Source organism: Streptomyces morookaense (assembly GCF_013030945.1).
Classification (GTDB): domain Bacteria; phylum Actinomycetota; class Actinomycetes; order Streptomycetales; family Streptomycetaceae; genus Streptomyces; species Streptomyces morookaensis.
Genome location: NZ_JABBXF010000033.1, coordinates 21,330 through 38,255, shown reverse-complemented (window position 1 = coordinate 38,255; position 16,926 = coordinate 21,330). Strand labels below are relative to the sequence as shown.

The window sequence follows — 16,926 nt, the reverse complement described above, 5'->3', positions numbered from 1 at the left end:
TCACTTTCTGTGATCCGGCGCGGAGCCGAGGACGTCGAGGACGATCGCGGCGTCGGCGTCACCGGATCCGGCGGCGACGACGGCCTCGAAGCTCTGCGCCGCGGCGGTCAGCACGGGGGTGGGCACGCCTGCGGCCTGTGCCGCGTCCGTGCCCAGGCCGAGATCCTTGGCCATCAGGGACGCCTTGAAAGCCGCCGGGTGGTAGGTGTGCCGGCGCATGAGGTCGGCCCGGAAGGACAGCACCTTGGAGCTGAACCCGCTGGCGCCGATGGCGCTCAGCAGCCGGTCGCGGTCGAGGCCCGCGGCGATGCCGTAGTTGACCGCTTCGGCCAGTGCGGCGAGCTGGCCGCCGAGGAGCAGGTTGAAGACCAGCTTCGTGGTGGTCGCGTTGCCGGTCGGGCCCAGATAGGAGATGTCCCGGCCGATGGCGTCGAGGATGTCGGCGATGCCGTCGACCGTGTGCTTCGGCCCCGCGGTGATCACGCGGAGTTCTCCCGCGCCGGCCTGCTGCGGATTGCCCAGCAGACATGCCTCCACACGGTGCACACCGCGGTCGGCGAGCATCCCGGTGACGCGACGGGAATGCTCCGCGGACACCGTGGAGGTGTCCAGCAGGTGCGCGCCCGGATGCCACGCGCCCTCGGCCTCCGCGAGGACCGCGTCGACCGCGTTCTCGTCGCTCAGGCTCAGCAGCACCCGGTCGGCGCCGTGTACCGCTTCGCGCACGGAACCGGCCACCTTTGCTCCGGCCCGGGCGAGCTCCTCGGCCTTGCTCGCAGTGCGGTTGTGGACCGTGACCTCGAAGCCCGAGGCGAGCAGCCGCGAGGCCATGCCCGCGCCCATCGCCCCGAGTCCGATGACAGTGATTGCCTTGCCGGCCATGCCGGTTTCCCCCTTGCGGTTCCTGGAGACGTCGGGTCAGCCGGCCGCGGCCGGCGCGGGCACGGAGAGCTGGGCGATGCAGCGCATCAGGCTGTTGGCGAAGTGCTGCCGGAAGCGCTCCGGAGTCGCGGTGTCCCGCGGCGAGGCCAGGTAGGGCTTGAGCTTCTCCTCGAGGATGTGCACACCGCGCTGCCGGGACATGTGCCGGCCCACGTCCTTGATGTCGCCCTCGTAGTGGATGACGCGGACGAGCAGCCCGTCCTTGATGAACACGGCGGTGCCCAGCAGCCGGCCCACCTCCTCGCCCGCCTCGTCGGTCAGTACGGGGGTGTCGGCCCGCTTGAAGTTGGCGAAGAGTTCTGCGATCTCCTCGTCGTAACCGGGCTTGACGTCATAGGTGATGGCTGCGTACGGCATGGATGTTTCCTTTTCTTCCTGGTCGTGGGGAGGGGCGTCGGGAACGGCGAGGGCGTGTCACATGCCGCCGTCGACGTTCAGGGTGACGCCGCTGACGTAGCGCGAGAGATCGCCGGCCAGATAGAGCACGGCGCCGGCGACGTCGGCGGGGGTGCCGAGCCGGCCGAGGGCGGTCATCCCCCGGACCTGCTGCTCCACCTGCGGGGGAAGGTCCGCCTCTCCCGCGCTGATGACTCCGGGCGCGACGGTGTTCACACGAATGCCGCGCCGGGGGCCGAGTTCCTTGCACAGGGAGCGGGTCAGACCGATGACGCCGGCCTTGGCCGCCGTGTAGTGCGCCGCGCCCGCGCGTCCGCGCAGGGCGGCGGAGGCACCGATGTTGATGACCGAAGCACTGTCGGCGAGCAGCGGCAGACACGCCTGGGTGACGAGGAACATCGAGGTCAGATCGGTGTCCACCAGGCGTCGCCACTCGGCGAGGTCCAGCGTGCCGAGTGGCGCGTGGCCGTGCACGCCGGCGTTGTTGACGAGGACGTCCAGGCCGCCGAAGGCTTCGCGGCAGGTGCGGGCGAGGCCCGCGACCGCGTCCGTGTCGGTCAGGTCGGCACGCACCATCCGGTGCGGGGTGCCGGTCTCCCGGAGGCGGTCGGCGACGGCCGCCGCGGCCGTGGTGTCGTCGCGGTACGTGACGACCAGGGATGCCCCCGCCTCGGCGAGTGCCAGGGCCGTCGCCCTGCCGATGCCGCGGCTGCCGCCCGTCACCAGGATGCGCTTGCCCTCGAGGCCCAGAGTCATGATTCCTTCGTCCTTGATCATTGGGGGGCGGGCGTCAGCCCGCGAGTACGACGGCTGCCGCGTTCGTGCCGAGCGCGGCCACCGCGCAACCGGTCCGCAACAGGTTCCAGTTGCGCCAGCGCCTGCGCGGATCGGGCCAGCCGTCCGGTACCGCGCCGTCCGGAAGCGACTTGACCGTGCGGTTGATGGGCACGTTCGCGAGGTGCGACACGGCCGATACGCCGAGCAGCAGCCCCGCGGCGATTCCGAACAACACCCTTGGGGTGCCGCGGTGTTCGGCGACGGCGAGGGCGATGTCGATCACCGTGCCGGAGAGCACGGTGATCGGCATCGTCGGGTCGTAGTTGCGACCGATGAGCCGGTGCACCTCGATGTACCGGTGCGGTGGGAGCCGCAGGAACGTCGGCACGACGCTGAGCGCGACGCAGAACAGCACACCGGCCGTGATGCCGCTGCCGAGGAGGACGAGGACTTTCAGGACGGCAACCATGTGTTGCCTCCGGCGTGTTCCACGTGCGTGCTCCTGGTCAGTAGTGTGCGCTGACGGTCAGAACGTCGAACGGACGTCCCTGCGAGGCGTCTTGATAGGGGCGCAGCGGAGCGGTCGTCCCCCGGTGGCCGGGGCCCTGCTCCCAGCGCCGGAAGGCGTCCAGGGACTCCCACTCGCTCATCACGACGAAGCGGCGCGGGTCGAGACGGGAGTGCAGCAGTTCGTTGCCGAGCAGTCCGGGCGTGCCGTGCAGGGCCTCGCTGATGCGGTGGTACGCCTCGGTGACGGCGTCCGGTCCCGGAGCCTCCTCCGGCGTGCGCGCGTAGACCAGGACGCGTACCCGGGGCGAGGTCATGCCCGCGCCGCCGCGCCCGTGAAGTGGTGCACGACGCGCATGGTGGCCATGGTTCCCGCGCTGCGGTAGGGGTGCAGCCGTCCGCGGTGCTCCAGGTGCTCCGCGCTCTGCTCGTACTCCCGGAACCGCTCCTCGTCGGTCCAGTCGCTGACGATGTAGTAGACGTCGTCCTCGTCGAGGCTCTTGGACAGCCACTGACCCAGGTTGGCCGGCTGGCCGGTGATGGTGTCGGCGCTGTCGTGCCAGACCCGCTCGAAATCTGCGCCCTTGCCGGGGTGCACCTGCATGCGCAGGGTCACGCGGAAGATCTGCTGTTCGGACATGGACTCTTCGCTCTCTTCTTCGGCCGGTCCCCGTCCGGGGACCGCGGGTGGGGGTGGGTCAGATGCCGCCGTCGACGTGGAGGGTCTCGCCCGTCATGTACGCGGACATGCTGCTGGCCAGGAACAGCACGGGGCCGGCGATCTCCTCCCCCTGGCCGAGGCGTCCCAGCGCGGTGAGCCGCTCGTAGCGGGCACGGATCTCTTCGGTCAGCGGCTTGTCCGCGGTCTCGATCACGCCGGGTGCCACGACGTTGACGCGGATGCCCTGCGGCCCCAGCTCCTTGGCCAGCGAGCGCGACAGGCCGATCAGCCCCGACTTCGACGCGGTGTAGTGGGCACGCAGCGGGATGCCGACCTGGGCGGACCGGGAACCGACGAAGACGATCGAAGCGCCCTCGGACAGCAGGGGCAGGGCCCGGGAGACCAGCAGGTATGCCGCGGTCAGGTTGGTGTCGATGACCCGCCGCCACTCGTCCAGCGTCAGCTCGGAGAAGGGCACGTGGCTGATGGCGCCGGCGTTGCTGACCAGCACGTCGAGACCGCCCAGCCGGGTGCGGCACTCGTCGACGAGGGTGTCGATCTGCTCCGGTTCGGTGACGTCGGCGTGCAGCACATGGTGGTCGCCGCCGCGTTCCCGGAGTTCCTCGGCCAGGCTCCGGGCGGCCTCCTGGTCGGACCGGCCGCAGGCGACCAGGTTCGCTCCCGCGTCGGCGAAGGCCAGGGACAGGCTGCGCCCGATGCCGCGGGTGCCACCGGTGACCAGGACGCGCTTTCCGTCGAGTCGCATCTCACTTCACTCTCTGCTCGAAAATACGGGGATGGGGGACGGCGCTGCCGCGGCTACAGCAGGCACGCCACGGCGAGGGCGTCCAGGACGAGCGCACCCGTCATCGCCGCCGTGCGTGCCAGGTGCCACCGCCGCCACGGTGTGCGGGGGTCCGTCCGCCGCCAGTCCGCGGGCTCCTCGTCCGGGTCCAGACGCAGCACGAACCTGTTGATGGGCACGGCCTTGGCGACCGACACCGCGATGACGCCCGTTACCAGGACGGCCGCGCAGACCAGCAGCACCGTCACGGTGGGCGAGGGCGCCCATATCGCGGCCAGCACGCCGGACAGCAGCGCCGTCGTGTTGATGACCGGCATGGCCGGGTCGTAACGCGGCTGCAGGAACTGGACGGTCGTCACGTACTGCCGGTAGGTCAGGGAACGCATCAGCGGGGCCAGGCCGACGGCCGTGCAGAACATGTCTCCTGCGGCGACTCCGGTGCACACCAGAAGCACCGTGATCAGTGTCGGGAACATCTCGGCCTCCGTGTCCGCACCTACTCGGGGCTGCCGACGAGGACGCGCGCTTCCTGTGCGGCCTCCTCCAGCAGTCGCTTGATGCGCGCTTGCTGATGACGGGTGTTGCGGTTGATGCGCTCGGCCATGGCCGCGTCGCCCAGGGGGGCCGTCGGCTTCATCTCGAAGTCCTGCACCCAGCGCATGCGGACGCCTTCGCCGTCCGGTACGTACTCCCAGAAGATGCTCATGTACTTGAACGGTCCCGTCTCCACGCGGTGCGAGCGCGTGGTGCGCGTGACCGGGTCCATCGACCGCTGCGAGACCCAGCTCCACACCCGCCCCTCGGCGTCCGGGTGCAGGGCGAGACGGAAGGTGACCGTGTCACCGTCCTGCGAGAGCACGGAGGACTCGGCGTACTCGTCGAAGAGTTCGGTCCACGAGGCGATGTCGTTGGTGCGCTCCCACACCAGCTCCATGGGCGCCTCGACGTAGACACTGTTGTCGGTGTGCATGGCCATGGTCAGGCCGCCCGGTTCTGCTCGCCGGCGCGGGACAGGAGCAGGCGGGGGGTGTGGAGGTCCCCCAACTCGTCCTCGGGGATGCGGTTCTGCGCCTGGTGCTGGACCGCCGTGGTGATCTCCAGGACCGCCAGCGAGTCGTAGCCCAGCTCGGCCCACGTCCGGTCGAGGATGTCGCCGTCCAGGTCGACGCCGTCCTCCACGCCGCACTGGCGCATGATCGTCCTCAACTCGTCGAGCGTCATGATGAGATGGTCCCTTTCCGGAAACGAAGTGCTGTGGGCGTGTGGTGCCCTTGGGTCAGTACGCCCGGGTCAGTACGCCTGGGTCAGTACGACGGCGGAGTTGAATCCGCCCGCGCCCCGGGCCAGCACCAGGGCGGTGCGGATCGCGGCGGTGCGGGGGCGGCCTGTGACGAGGTCGAGCGGGTGCGTGGGAGCCGGCTCCGCGGGCAGCACGGTCGGCGGGATGACGCCGTCGCGCATCGCCAGCACCGCCAGGGCGACGTCCAGCGGTCCGCCGCCGGCATTGAGGCGGCCCGTCATCGTCTTGGGCGCGGTCACCGGTACGCCCCGCGGTCCGAACAGCTCGGTCAGCACGCGGATTTCGGCCTCGTCCTGGCTTCGCACCCCTGCCGCATCGGCGAACACGACGTCGACCCGGGACGGTTCGACCCCCGCGTCCTCCAGCGCGGCGCCGGCTGCGGCCAGCAGCCCGCTGCCGGGGGGTGCCGAGGGCGAGTCGAACGTCGCCGCGTGGCCGGCCAGCCGGCCGTACACGTGCGGCACCGCGCGGCTGCGCGCGGCCGTGGATTCCTCGACGACGAGGATCGCACCGCCCTCGCCGGGCACCCAGCCCGTGGCGCCCTCGTGGAAGGGGAGGTAGGCACGGGCCGGATCGGTCGCGTGGCTGACGGTCCCGTCCGAATCGAGGCAGGTGAGGGCGTACGGCGACAGAGGGGCCTCCATCCCCCCGGTGAGGACCAGCCCCGTGCCGGAGCGCAGCACGCGCCGGGCCTGTGCGAGGGCGTCGAGCCCGCCGGCCTGGTCCGCGACCACGACGCCGCACGGTCCCTGCATCCCGTGCCGGATCGAGAGCTGGCCCGTCGTCGCGGCGTAGAACCATGCGATGGACTGGTAGACCGACACGCGCTGCGGTCCCTCGGTCCACAGGCGGCTCAGCTCTCGCTGCCCGAACTCGTTGCCACCGGAGGAACTGGCCGTGATGACGGCCATGTCGAAGGGGTCGTACGGCCGGGTGCCGGCGTCCGCCAGCCCGGCGTCCTCCAGGGCTGCGTCGGACGCCGCCACGGCCATCTGCGTCCAGCGGTCGGTCTGCGCGCGCAGGCGGCTGGGGACGGCCTGGAGGAACGCGTCGTCCGCGACCTCACCGGCCAGCCGCACCGGTCCCTTGGGCCGGAAGCGGCTGACGGGCCGGATTCCGGTCCGGCCTGCCAGGACGTTCGCCCAGATCTCCTCGGTATGCGCGCCGTTGGGCGCGAGCATGCCGATGCCGGTGATCAGCGCTTCGGCCGCCGGCTGCTCCGGACAACCGCTCCCGGCCTGCACCGTGGACTCGGATACGGTCGTGCTCATGCGGCCCTCCCGGGCTTCGAGAGGACCATGGCGCTCTGGAAGCCGCCGAAACCGCTGCCGAGGGTGAGCACGCCGTCCAGGCGCGCCTCGCGTGCGGTCACCGGCACGTAGTCCAGGTCGCACTCGGGATCGGCCGTCCGCAGGTTCGCCGTGGGCGGCACCACCTGGTGTTCCAGCGCCAGTGCGCAGGCCGCGATCTCCAGTGATCCGATGGCGCCGAGCGAGTGCCCGATCATCGACTTGATGGAGCTCACCGGAACGTCGTAGGCGTGCCGTCCCAGCGCCGCCTTGACCGCGGCGGTCTCGTGCCGGTCGTTCTGCTTGGTTCCCGAGCCGTGGGCGTTGACGTAGTCGACGCCGGTGGCGGCCATGCGGGCGCGGCTCAGCGCCACGCGTGCCGCCTCCGCCAGTTCGCGGCCGTCCGGGCGCAGACCGGTCATGTGGTAGGCGTTGCTGCGGGTGGCGAAGCCGGCGATCTCGCCGTAGATGTGCGCGCCGCGCCGCAGCGCGCTCCCGTACTCCTCCAGCACGAAGACCGCGGCGCCTTCGCCCAGGACGAACCCCTTGCGGTCCCGGTCGAACGGCCGGGAGGCGTGCTCGGGGTCGTCGTTCTCCGGCGTGGTGGCCTTGATGCTGTCGAAGCAGGCCACCGTGATCGGTGTGATCGGTGCGTCGGAGGCACCGGCCAGCATCACGTCGGTGGTGCCCTCCTCGATCAGCGCCACGGCGTGCCCGACGGCGTCGAGCCCCGACGTGCAGCCGGTCGAGACGGTGGCGACCGGGCCCTGCGCGCCGCTGCGCCGCGCCACGTGGGCGGCGAAGCTGCTGGGCACCAGGTGCTCCCGCAGCCGTTCCGCTGCCGGGGCGGAGTCGACCACCCAGTTGCGGCCGTGCTGCGAGAGGGCGAGGTATTCGTTCTCGAGGCCGGTGGAGGCGCCCACGGCGCTGCCGATGGTCACGCCGAAGCGATGCGGACGCACGGTCGTCACGTCGAGGCCGCTGTCGGCCAGCGCCTGGTCGGCGCAGACCGCCGCGAACTGGGCGGCGCGGTCCAGGGTGCGGGCCTCCAGGGCGGTCAGCCCCTCGGCCTCGGCGTCGAAGTCGCACTCGGCTGCGACGCGGGAGCGGAAGTCCGAGGCGTCGAACAGCGATATGGGCCGGGTGGCGGTCCTGCCATCGGTCAGCAGCGACCAGAACGCCTTGGTTCCGATGCCTCCGGGTGCCACGACGCCGATGCCGGTGATGACGGCCCGACGGGCACTCATTCGGCGCCTCCCACCTGCGGCTGGGGCTCCTCCGGCGCGGGCAGCGGCTCGGTGTCCACGTGGCCGAGCTCCGGGCGGGGAGCCAGCGGGCCCAGATGGAAGACCGCCTCGACCGTTTCGGTGCCGTTGTTCTCGACGCGGTGGCGCATCGAGCGAGGCACCAGCAGGCCCTCGCCCGCGGACACGGAGACTTCCTCGCCGTCCAGGCGTGCGGTTGCCGTGCCCCGCACGACGTACAGGAACTCCTCCGAGTAGGGGTGGTAGTGCTCGCTGACGAACTCGCCGGGCTGCAGCGTCAGGACACCCATGAACCCGGTCGTCGCCCCTGCCGTCTTCGGGCCCAGGACGACGCGGAGTTCGCCGCCCCGGCGGCGGTTGGGCTCGACGTCCGCCAAGGCGACTGCACGCGGGGTCTCGGCCATGGTGGCTGCCTTCCTCTGGGGTTCGGGCGTGGGGGTCCGGCCGGCGGTCACTTGGCCCGCCAGCTGTAGAAGCGGGTGGCCATGGCGTCGGCCGGGCCCTGCCAGGTCTGCGGGTCGTACGGCGCGATGTACGGCTCGAGCTTCCTGCTGACGTCCTGGAACAGCGGGTCCGTCTTCTTCGCGTCGATGCGCTCCCGCACGGATGTCTCCGCCTCGATGAGGTGGAAGTACAGGCCGTTGTAGTGGAAGAGCGAGCGTCCGGTCACACCGATGAGCCCGGGCAGTGCCCCCGCGTCCGACTCGGCGAACACCTCGGCCACCGACTGCGCGTCTCCTGGATCCATCCGTGCCACGATGAGCCTGCGTTCCACCGTGCTGTCCCTCCGTTCGCTCGTTTTCCCTCTGCCCGCCGTCGCTGCCGCAACAGGCTGCTCGCCAGGGCCATTTACGGGGCCGGCGAGCGGAAGTTCTCACATCGTTCCGGCCGGCCTTAGAGAACAGATCTAGAAACACTCCACCGCGGTATTCGCCGTCCGTGATCCGACTTCGGCGAGCAGGGATTTCACCCAGCTCAACTCCGCGGAACGAACGGCCTGCAGATAGTGGAGTTCGACCAGGCGGTCCCGGGTCACGTACGGAGCGGCGAGATCGGCCTGCTTCCCGAGGTCGGCGAGGGCGCCCTCCAGCCGTATGCAGCGATCCCGCAGCGCCGGGGCGAGCAGCTCGTCGGGAAGGCTGCCGATCAGCGACAACGTGGCGGCGAAGGACGGGAGTTCACTGTCGGGCGTGGAGGTCCGTGCCGCCAGTTCCGCGACCATGACCTCCCTGCCGTCCTCCGTGATCCGGTACACGGTCCGCTCCGGGCGCCGCCCCGACCGTGTCGTTCCCACCGGCTCGACGAGACCCGCTCCACAGAGTCTCTCGACGGCTCGGTAGATGCTGCGAGGCAGTCCTCTGACCACCTTCTCCTTGTGCCGCTCATGGAGAAGGCGGAGCATCTCGTACGGATGCATGTCCCGTTCACCCAGAAAACACAGGGCGACGAGAGAAGGTGTGTCGCAGGAGAGTTCCAGACGGCTCATCGAAGTTCCCGAATTATTTTCCCGGACAGTATTTCCGGTGTTCTTCCCGGCAATTTCACGAAGGCGGGTCCGAGCGGTCTACCGGCCGGCGGCCGCCTCCGCGGTGACGCGCTCCGCCGCCTCCGGCCGCCCGGCGTCCACCGTGAGCCGGGCGGTCAGTGCGCGGCGTCCCGCCAGCAGGGCCGCGGCCGCACCCGCGCCGACCGCCGAGAGCACCAGGAAATAGACGGACTGCGGCAGCACGTCCACGAGGTGCACCAACTGGCTGCCCACGCCCGCGCCCAGCGCGGAACACATCCAGTACAGGCCCATCGTCCGGCCGGCGAAGGAGCCCGGGGCGATGTCCGCGGAGGCGCTCAGCCCGACCGGTGCCAGGACCACCTCGCCGCACGCCAGCAGGAAGAAGACCGCGACAAGCCACAGAGGCGACACCAGGCTGCCGTCCGAGGCGCAGACGGCGGCCCCGCTCATGACGGCCATGCCGGCCGCTGCCGCGCCGAGCCCGAGCGCCATTTTCACCGGCAGCGACACCCGGTCGCCCGACCTCGTCCACAGCCACGCCGCCACGGGTGCGATCAGCAGCATGAACAGCGGTGTCGCCGACTGGAACCAGCTCGCAGGAAGCTCGAACCCGGCCAGATGCCGGTCGACGGAGCGCTTCGCGAACAGGCCGAGCAAGGAGCTCGCCTGGATCACGTACATCCAGAACAGCGCCGTCGCCGCGAGCACCCAGCCGAAGGCCGTCACCCGTGCGCGATCCGCGGTGCCGAGCGCGGCGTTCCTCCGCAGCCCGAGGAAGCACAACACCGGCGCGACCATGGTGAGCAGACCCATGGCCGCCACCACGTGCATCAGCCCGAACGCGCCGCTCGCCACGTCGGCGCAGACCAGGGCGGCGACGACCAGGACCGCGAGCGCCGTGGCACGAGCCGCCCGGCGCACTTCCGCCGGCGTCGCCCGGTGGCCCGGCTCCCGCCCCACGTCGCCGAAGGAGCGGCTGCCCCAGGCGAATTGGATCACTCCGAAGGTCATGCCGACACCCGCGGCACCGAAGCCCAGGTGCCAGTCGACCGTTTCCCCCAGGAAGCCCGTCACCAACGGAGCGGCCAGGGCGCTGATCTGGATGCTGACGTAGAACACCGACAGTGTGGCTTCCCGTTCGGCGCTCCGGCCCGGGCCGAAGAACCTCCCGAGCAGGGCCAGCATGTTGGGCTTCAACAGGCCCGTGCCACAGGCGATCAGGGCGAGGCCCGCATAGGCTGCGGCCGCCGACGGCAGCAGCATGGTGTAGTGCCCCGTCGCGATCACGACACCGCCGACGAGCGTGGACCGCCGCTCGCCCAGGATCCGGTCGCCCACCCAGCCGCCCGGCATGGCCGCGATGAACACCACGCCCACATAGGCACCGAACAGTGCCAGCGCCTGCGTCCTGGGCAGCCCGAGCCCCCCGTCCTGCGGCGCTGCCACGGCGAACAGCACGAGAATGGCGTGCATCCCGAAGAAGCTGAACCGTTCCCACATGTCCGTGAGGAACAGGGTGACGAACCATCTCGGCTGGCCCAGCACCCCCCGCGGCGTATGGACGGTACCGCCACCCGAACCAGACATCGGCCTCTCCTCTTTCACCTCGACACGGCCTCCGTCCAGCCTCTCCGGCACCCTTCGGGGCCGGTTGGGGTGCAGTTGGGGCGGTGGGATCCGGCACGGTGCGCCGACGCGTCCTGGATCTGTGCTCGAACGCCCGGTGCCAGCGTGTGCCGTGTGATCGGCGTCAACGCCGGGAAAGGGGCTCAGACCACGTGACGCACATTCCACTGACCGCAGAGCCGTCCACGCTGGACGACATCAACCGCATCGGCATCGCCTTCGCCCAGGCGAAAGTGGTCCTCAGTGCCATCGAACTCGACCTGTTCAGCACCCTCGCAGCCGGACCGGCCACCGAGCAGCAGTTGTGCGAGAAGATCGGCCTGCACCCGCGCGGCGCCCGGGACTTCCTGACCGCTCTCGTGTGCTTCGGGCTGCTGCGCAAGGACGGCGACACCTACACCAATGCGCCGGCCGCCGACCGCTTCCTCGACAAGGCGAAGCCGGAGTACTCCGGTGCGTTCCTCGAGCGGGCCAACCGGATGATGTACCCGGCCTGGTCCGGGCTGACCGGCCTGCTGCGCACGGGAGATCCGCAGCTTGCGGGCCGCGAGGACCAGGCGGCCGCCTTCGAGCGCATGATGGCGGACCCCGGCCACCTGCGGAACTTCCTGCGGATGATGGACGCCGTCAGCGGCCCTCTCGGTCCGCACCTCGCCGCTGCCTTCGACTGGAGCGAGCACCGCACGGTTCTCGACGTCGGCGGTGCCCGCGGCAATCTCCTCGCCCAGGTGCTGATGGCACAACCGCACCTCACCGGCGGCGTCTTCGACCTTCCGGCCATTGCGCCGATGTTCGACGAGCACATCGCCGGCTTCGGCCTCACCGACCGGGCGGCCTTCACCGGCGGCGACTTCTTCGTCGACGACCTGCCGAGCGCCGACATCGTCGTCACGGGCCACGTGCTGCACGACTGGACGCCCGACGAACGGGCCCGGCTCGTCAGGAAGATGGCGGACGCCGTGCGCCCGGGCGGTGCGCTCCTCATCTACGACCAGTTGCTCGAGGAGGCCCCGGACGATCCGTGGAACACGCTCATCAGCCTCAACATGCAGCTGATCACCAACGGTGGTTCCGAGTACACCCTGGCCGAGTGCACCGCGTGGCTCGCCGACGCGGGCCTGGAGTCGGTGCAGACCGTGCCGCTCGGCGAACACGACACGCTCGTCATCGCCCGCAAGCCCGCAGAGCCGAAGAAGTCCGCGTGATGCACCGGCCGACCGCGCCGCACAGCGTGTGCCCGCGTCGCCCCGTCGTCCCACCGAAGAGAGCGAAATGACGGAGAAGACCACGGTCGCGGCGACAGCCTCCGCGGCCGCCGACGACACGATCGAGCACGTGCCCGTGCTGGTGGTCGGTGGCGGCCCGGTCGGCCTGTCCACCGCACTGTTCCTCACCCGGCACGGCATCAAGCCCTTGCTGGTCGAGCGCCGCGAGGCCACCTCGCGGCTGCCCCGGGCCCCCGGCATCCAGGCCCGCACCCTGGAGCTGTTCCGCTCCGCCGGGCTGGAGCGCGAGATCCGGGCCCTGGAGATGGGGAACACCCGCCCGTACTTCGAGGGCGGCATTCTGCGCACCCGCACCCTGGCGGAGATCGACCGGGCCGAGGTGGTGGAGGCGCCGTCGCTCGACGGGCCGGACATCAGCCCCGTCACCATCATGGGCTGCGGGCAGGACCGGTACGAGCGCGTCCTCCTGGAGCACGCCCGGGACGCGGGCGCCACCGCCCTGTTCCGCACCGAGCTGGTGGACCTCGAACAGGACGCCGAGGGCGTCACCGCACTGCTGCGCTCGCTCGACGACGGCTCCGAACGCCGCGTCCGCGCCGATTACGTGGTCGCGGCCGACGGCGCGAGCAGCCCCATACGTCGCAGGCTCGGCATCTCCCAGCACGGCCGCGGCACCGTCTTCCATGCGCTGAGCATCTACTTCCGTGCTCCCCGCCTCGAAGAGGTCATGCACGGCCGGAAGTTCATCCTCTGCTACGCCACCGGCGGGCCGACGACGATGACCCTCTCGCGGCTGCACGGGTGCGACCCCTGGGCCGGCGCGGCCCTGTACGACCCGGAGCGGGAGTCGCCGGCCGACTTCACCACGGAACGCTGTGTCCAGGTCGTCAGGGACGCCAGTGGTGTCCCCGACCTGGACGTCGAGATCGTCGCCACCGTTCCGTGGGAAGGCGCTCAGCGGGTTGCCGACACCTTCCGCGTGGGCCGGGTCTTCCTCGCGGGCGACGCGGGCCATGTGCACCCGCCGGCCGGGGGCTTCGGCGCCAACACCGGTATTCACGACGGGCACAACCTGGCCTGGAAGCTGGCGGCCGTTCTCCGGGGCTGGGCCCACGACGGACTGCTCGACAGCTACGACGCGGAACGCCGGCCCCTGGGCTCGGCCATGGCCGAGCAGGCCCTGCTGCGCAACCGCATCCGCCACGGGCTGGCCCCGGACGGCGACCAGGACCGCATGGTCGACGACATCGTCGTGACCCTCGGATACCGCTACACCTCCTCGGCCGTGGCCGGTCCCGCGCATGCGGCGCCCCTGCTGCCGGGCCTCGACCTCTCGGGGGCGCCCGGCACCCGGGCCCCGCACGTGTGGCTGCGCCGGGGGGACGAACGCATCTCGACGCTCGACCTGTTCTCCGACGCCTTCACGCTCCTCACGGCGGACAGGCGCTGGTGCGACGTGGGTGACGCCGTCGCCGCGCGGACGCCCGTCCCGCTGCGGAGCCATCTCGTGGGCCGGGACGGTCTGGTCGAGGACGGTGCCGACTGGGCCGCCTGCTACGGGGTCTCCCGCAAGGGCGCTGTCCTGGTGAGGCCCGACGGCTTCGTCGCCTGGCGTTCGCCCGACGGCGGCGAGGACGACCCGGAGGCGGCTCTCCTGGAGGTGCTGACCCGGCTGGTCTCCTGAACGGGGCGGGAAGAACAGCGGGGCCCGGGCGATCGCCCGGGCCCCACCCGTTTCACGGACCGGTTCACATCGACGGAGCGCGGCACCCCACACGGTCGAGGACTCCGGCCAGGACCTGCGCAGGTTCCTCGGAGGAGCCATGGCAGCGCCAGGCCACGAAGCCGTCCGGCCGCACCAGGACCGCCCCGGACCCGGAGACTCCGTGCAGCTCCGCACCCTCCTCCCCGAGCACGTGCACCAAAAGGTCACGGTCGCCGAGCGTGCGCGCGGCAGCCGCCCAGGCTCCGTCGCCGTCGGGGACCAGCAGCGCGAAACCGCGCCCGAACCAGTCGAGCGAGGACGCCGGCGCGGAGCCCGGAACCGGCACGTGCGGTGCGCGCGTACCGGGCTGCCCCCTCAGCAGGGCCGGCGGGACCGCCCCGGTGTCCTCGTCGTCGCCCTCGTCGGCCACGACGGCGGAGGAACGGTACCGGTGGCCGAAGACCACCGCGTCGTACTCGGCCGGCCGGTGCCCGGAGGGGAGCGGGATGGGCAGTGCCCCCCGCTGGTGCATCAGCAACAGCGCCTGCCCGAGCGTGAAGTCGGCCACGGGCCGGCGCTCGGTGTCGTACGTCTCCAGCAGGTCCTGCCCCGCCCTGCCGCGCAGCACGGCCGCAAGCTTCCAGGCCAGGTTGTGCGCGTCCTGGATACCCGTCCCGGCTCCGAACGCCCCGGTCGGCGGCATCACATGGGCGGCGTCACCGGCGAGGAAGATCCGGCCCGACCGGAACGACCCGGCCACGGCCGCGCCGATCCGGTAGGCCAGCACCTTTGTCCCGTCCGGCAGTTGCGGGACGAGCGTGACCGGAAGGCCGGGCACGCCGATCGCCGCCCGGATGATCCCGGTGCACCGCGCGTCGTCGAAGTCGCCGAGCGTGTCGCCGCGTTCGGGGAACATCGGGGTGTTGAACACCCAGCGGTGCGGTCTGCCGTGCGGGAACAGGACCGTGCCTTCGGCAGGGGTGCTCAGGTGGCACGAGGCGATGAAGGCGCCCTGTCCGGGGTCGTGGCGCCCGCGCAGCGGTCCGGTCAGGTCGGCGTCGAAGACCATGCTGACGATGTGGCTCAGCGCTCCGGGCCCGTGCAGCGGTATGCCGGCGGCCTCCCGGACCCGGCTGGCGTGTCCGTCCGCACCGATCGCGTAGGAGGCACGCAGCTCGTACGGGCGGCCGTCGCCGTCTCGCACCCGGGCCCTGACGCCTGTGGCGTCCTCGTCGAGCGAGACCAGCTCGTGGCCGAAGCGGACCGTCGCGCCGAGGTGTTCGGCGTGCGCGCGGAGCACTCCTTCCAGCCGGTCCTGGTCGATCATGCCCCAGGACGCGGGGCTGACCCGCTGTCCGTCGCGGGCGCCGGCGGGCGGCCGTTGCTCCACCCGGCTCGTCTCGGGCCCGGCCAGCGTCTCCGCGCGCAGCATGTGCACGGAGGGGAGCTGGCTCTCGTACCCGTCTGCGCGGCCCACCACGTCGTCCAGCCCCACCTGGCGCAGGAGCTCGGCCGTACGGGGATTGATGCTGCGTGCGCGAGGGTGCACGAGCGTGCCCGGGTGACGCTCGACCACGGTGACCGCGACCCCGTGCCAGGCGAGGAAGACGGCTGCCGAGAGTCCGGTGAGCCCGCCGCCGGCCACGAGGACTTCCGTTTCGTGCGCGGTGTCCGCGGCTTGTGTCGTGCGAGTGGTCATGCGGCTCTCCTCACGCACGGACGAGCAGGGAGGCGCGGAGGGCGGACAGCTTCTCGGGCGGGATGCCGAGCCCCGAGTCCAGGTACGCGGAGAAGGAGCCGAAATCGCGCTGGATCTGGTCGTACGCCGCGTTCAGGTAGGCGTCGCTGGTGTTGGGCGACAGCAGGTAGTCCTGGCGCACGACGGAGTCGGGGACGCCGAGGGCCTTGAGCAGGACGACCGTCATCCAGCCCGTGCGGTGGTTCCCGCCCGTGCAGTGGAACATCAACGGCCGCTGCCCTCGGTCGGCCGCGCGCAGCAGGCCGTCGGCGAACTGCTTGCGCAGGTTCGGATTGGACACGAAGAGACGGTAGTTGTCGGCGATCGGGTCCCCCGAGGGCGCCGGCGGCGGCTCGACGGCCTGGTCCGGGTCGCCGATCGGGTCCGCGATGCGGGAGACCTCCGGCGGCAGCGGATCGAGACCCTCGCGGGTCGCCTCGGCGGTGCTGCGGAAGTCGACGACCTCACGGAGGCCGAGTGCGGCCAGCTGCTGCTTGCCGGTGTCGGTGGCGGGCGTCAGCCGGGCCGACCGGAAGACGGCTCCCCACCTGATCCGGCGTCCGCCGTCCGCCGGGTAGCCGCCCAGATCACGTGAGTTGGCGACACCGTCCAGGGTCACGGTGCGTGCGGCCGTGGTCTCCGACCGCCCGCCGGAGGCGAGGGTGAAGTACCAGCGGGCAATGGGGTCGAGGCCGCGGACCGTCGCGGACGTCCCCTTCGTCGTCTCCACCAGCCGGCGGTGGGCGGGGCGCGGTGCCGGGTCGGTGGACGCGTACACCCGCGTGACGCGGGACGGGCCGTCGGCGGTCCACGTCAATCGGTAGACGCCGTCCGCGTCACGGACCACCTGGGCATCGGCGATCGCGGTGTGGATCGATGCGTGGGCGAGGGCGGCCCGGGGCTGGGCCACTGCCGGGGCGCCTCCCAGGGCGACTCCGCCGGCAAGCGCGGCGAGGGCGGCTCCGGAGGCGAGGGCGCGCCTCAAGAACGGCACAGTTCTGTTCCTCATGAGGAGGGTGCTTTTCCTTTCCGAACATGTCAGAACACGTGCGGTCCGGCACGGGTGCGCGGCCGCACGGTTGCGGCGATGCCGCGGCGGCGAGAAGGGCGCACAGCGCCCGGGGCAGCATCGCTCCCGCGCTTGGAGGATGGTTCCACGCTCGGTCAAGCCGTCGCCGTCGT

Annotated in this window: 19 protein-coding genes and 1 pseudogene; 2 read left to right on the top strand and 18 right to left on the bottom strand. The window is 71.4% G+C overall.

The features are described 5' to 3' along the window. The 16 genes and pseudogenes from HG542_RS36035 to HG542_RS15930 all read right to left on the bottom strand — a co-directional run. Positions 1–885, bottom strand: a pseudogene (locus tag HG542_RS36035) (NAD(P)-dependent oxidoreductase); the annotation flags it as partial. Between the two features lie 33 nt (positions 886–918). Further along, positions 919–1,299 (bottom strand): SchA/CurD-like domain-containing protein, encoded by a 381-nt coding sequence (locus HG542_RS16000; RefSeq protein ID WP_171081958.1) that lies wholly within the window; start codon positions 1,297–1,299, stop codon positions 919–921. A 57-nt stretch (positions 1,300–1,356) separates the two neighbouring features. Continuing rightward, the gene (locus HG542_RS15995; RefSeq protein WP_171081956.1) at positions 1,357–2,094 is read right to left on the bottom strand and encodes an SDR family NAD(P)-dependent oxidoreductase; all 738 of its coding nucleotides are present in this window, start codon (positions 2,092–2,094) and stop codon (positions 1,357–1,359) included. A 34-nt stretch (positions 2,095–2,128) separates the two neighbouring features. Then, entirely contained in the window at positions 2,129–2,584 is a 456-nt protein-coding gene (locus HG542_RS15990) for an anthrone oxygenase family protein (protein ID WP_171081954.1), read from the bottom strand. 37 nt (positions 2,585–2,621) lie between these two features. After that, positions 2,622–2,939 carry an antibiotic biosynthesis monooxygenase family protein gene (locus tag HG542_RS15985; protein WP_171081952.1) on the bottom strand — a complete coding sequence of 106 codons (318 nt, stop codon included), beginning with the start codon at positions 2,937–2,939 and terminating at the stop codon, positions 2,622–2,624. Next, complete coding sequence (locus HG542_RS15980) at positions 2,936–3,262, bottom strand: antibiotic biosynthesis monooxygenase family protein (RefSeq protein ID WP_171081951.1); 327 nt, start codon at positions 3,260–3,262, stop codon at positions 2,936–2,938. The genes HG542_RS15985 and HG542_RS15980 overlap by 4 nt, the downstream gene beginning before the upstream one ends. Before the next feature lie 58 nt (positions 3,263–3,320). Beyond that, on the bottom strand, positions 3,321–4,049 hold the full coding sequence (locus HG542_RS15975; protein WP_171081949.1) for an SDR family NAD(P)-dependent oxidoreductase: 729 nt from the start codon (positions 4,047–4,049) through the stop codon (positions 3,321–3,323). A gap of 53 nt (positions 4,050–4,102) precedes the next feature. Next, the gene (locus HG542_RS15970; RefSeq protein ID WP_171081947.1) at positions 4,103–4,564 is read right to left on the bottom strand and encodes an anthrone oxygenase family protein; all 462 of its coding nucleotides are present in this window, start codon (positions 4,562–4,564) and stop codon (positions 4,103–4,105) included. 20 nt (positions 4,565–4,584) lie between these two features. After that, complete coding sequence (locus HG542_RS15965; RefSeq protein WP_171081946.1) at positions 4,585–5,064, bottom strand: SRPBCC family protein; 480 nt, start codon at positions 5,062–5,064, stop codon at positions 4,585–4,587. A gap of 2 nt (positions 5,065–5,066) precedes the next feature. After that, positions 5,067–5,309 (bottom strand): acyl carrier protein, encoded by a 243-nt coding sequence (locus tag HG542_RS15960; protein WP_171081944.1) that lies wholly within the window; start codon positions 5,307–5,309, stop codon positions 5,067–5,069. A 69-nt stretch (positions 5,310–5,378) separates the two neighbouring features. Further along, a complete protein-coding gene (locus tag HG542_RS15955) occupies positions 5,379–6,659 on the bottom strand; it encodes a beta-ketoacyl synthase N-terminal-like domain-containing protein (RefSeq protein WP_171081942.1) in 1,281 nt (426 codons plus the stop codon). Next, positions 6,656–7,924, bottom strand: a complete 1,269-nt coding sequence (locus HG542_RS15950; RefSeq protein WP_171081940.1) for a beta-ketoacyl-[acyl-carrier-protein] synthase family protein — start codon at positions 7,922–7,924, stop codon at positions 6,656–6,658. The genes HG542_RS15955 and HG542_RS15950 overlap by 4 nt, the downstream gene beginning before the upstream one ends. Then, positions 7,921–8,346, bottom strand: coding sequence for a cupin domain-containing protein (locus HG542_RS15945; RefSeq protein WP_171081938.1), 426 nt, complete (start codon positions 8,344–8,346; stop codon positions 7,921–7,923). Before HG542_RS15945 ends, HG542_RS15950 begins: the two co-directional genes overlap by 4 nt. Positions 8,347–8,393: 47 nt before the next feature. Next, entirely contained in the window at positions 8,394–8,717 is a 324-nt protein-coding gene (locus HG542_RS15940; RefSeq protein WP_171081936.1) for a TcmI family type II polyketide cyclase, read from the bottom strand. 132 nt (positions 8,718–8,849) lie between these two features. Beyond that, positions 8,850–9,428, bottom strand: a complete 579-nt coding sequence (locus HG542_RS15935) for a PadR family transcriptional regulator (protein ID WP_171081933.1) — start codon at positions 9,426–9,428, stop codon at positions 8,850–8,852. 78 nt (positions 9,429–9,506) lie between these two features. Beyond that, positions 9,507–11,036 (bottom strand): peptide MFS transporter, encoded by a 1,530-nt coding sequence (locus tag HG542_RS15930; RefSeq protein ID WP_171081931.1) that lies wholly within the window; start codon positions 11,034–11,036, stop codon positions 9,507–9,509. 191 nt (positions 11,037–11,227) lie between these two features. Between HG542_RS15930 and HG542_RS15925 the strand changes: the two genes are divergently transcribed. Next, positions 11,228–12,280: a methyltransferase gene (locus HG542_RS15925; protein ID WP_229922663.1), complete on the top strand. Its 1,053-nt coding sequence runs from the start codon at positions 11,228–11,230 to the stop codon at positions 12,278–12,280. A 67-nt stretch (positions 12,281–12,347) separates the two neighbouring features. Beyond that, complete coding sequence (locus tag HG542_RS15920; RefSeq protein ID WP_171081929.1) at positions 12,348–13,985, top strand: FAD-dependent oxidoreductase; 1,638 nt, start codon at positions 12,348–12,350, stop codon at positions 13,983–13,985. Between the two features lie 64 nt (positions 13,986–14,049). Here HG542_RS15920 and HG542_RS15915 read toward each other — a convergent pair whose 3' ends face one another. Together HG542_RS15915 and HG542_RS15910 are read right to left on the bottom strand one after the other, a co-directional pair. Continuing rightward, positions 14,050–15,705, bottom strand: coding sequence for an FAD-dependent monooxygenase (locus HG542_RS15915; protein ID WP_171081927.1), 1,656 nt, complete (start codon positions 15,703–15,705; stop codon positions 14,050–14,052). Positions 15,706–15,715: 10 nt separating this feature from the next. Further along, positions 15,716–16,738 carry a tyrosine-protein phosphatase gene (locus HG542_RS15910; RefSeq protein WP_171081926.1) on the bottom strand — a complete coding sequence of 341 codons (1,023 nt, stop codon included), beginning with the start codon at positions 16,736–16,738 and terminating at the stop codon, positions 15,716–15,718. Between the last annotated feature and the right edge of the window lie 188 nt (positions 16,739–16,926).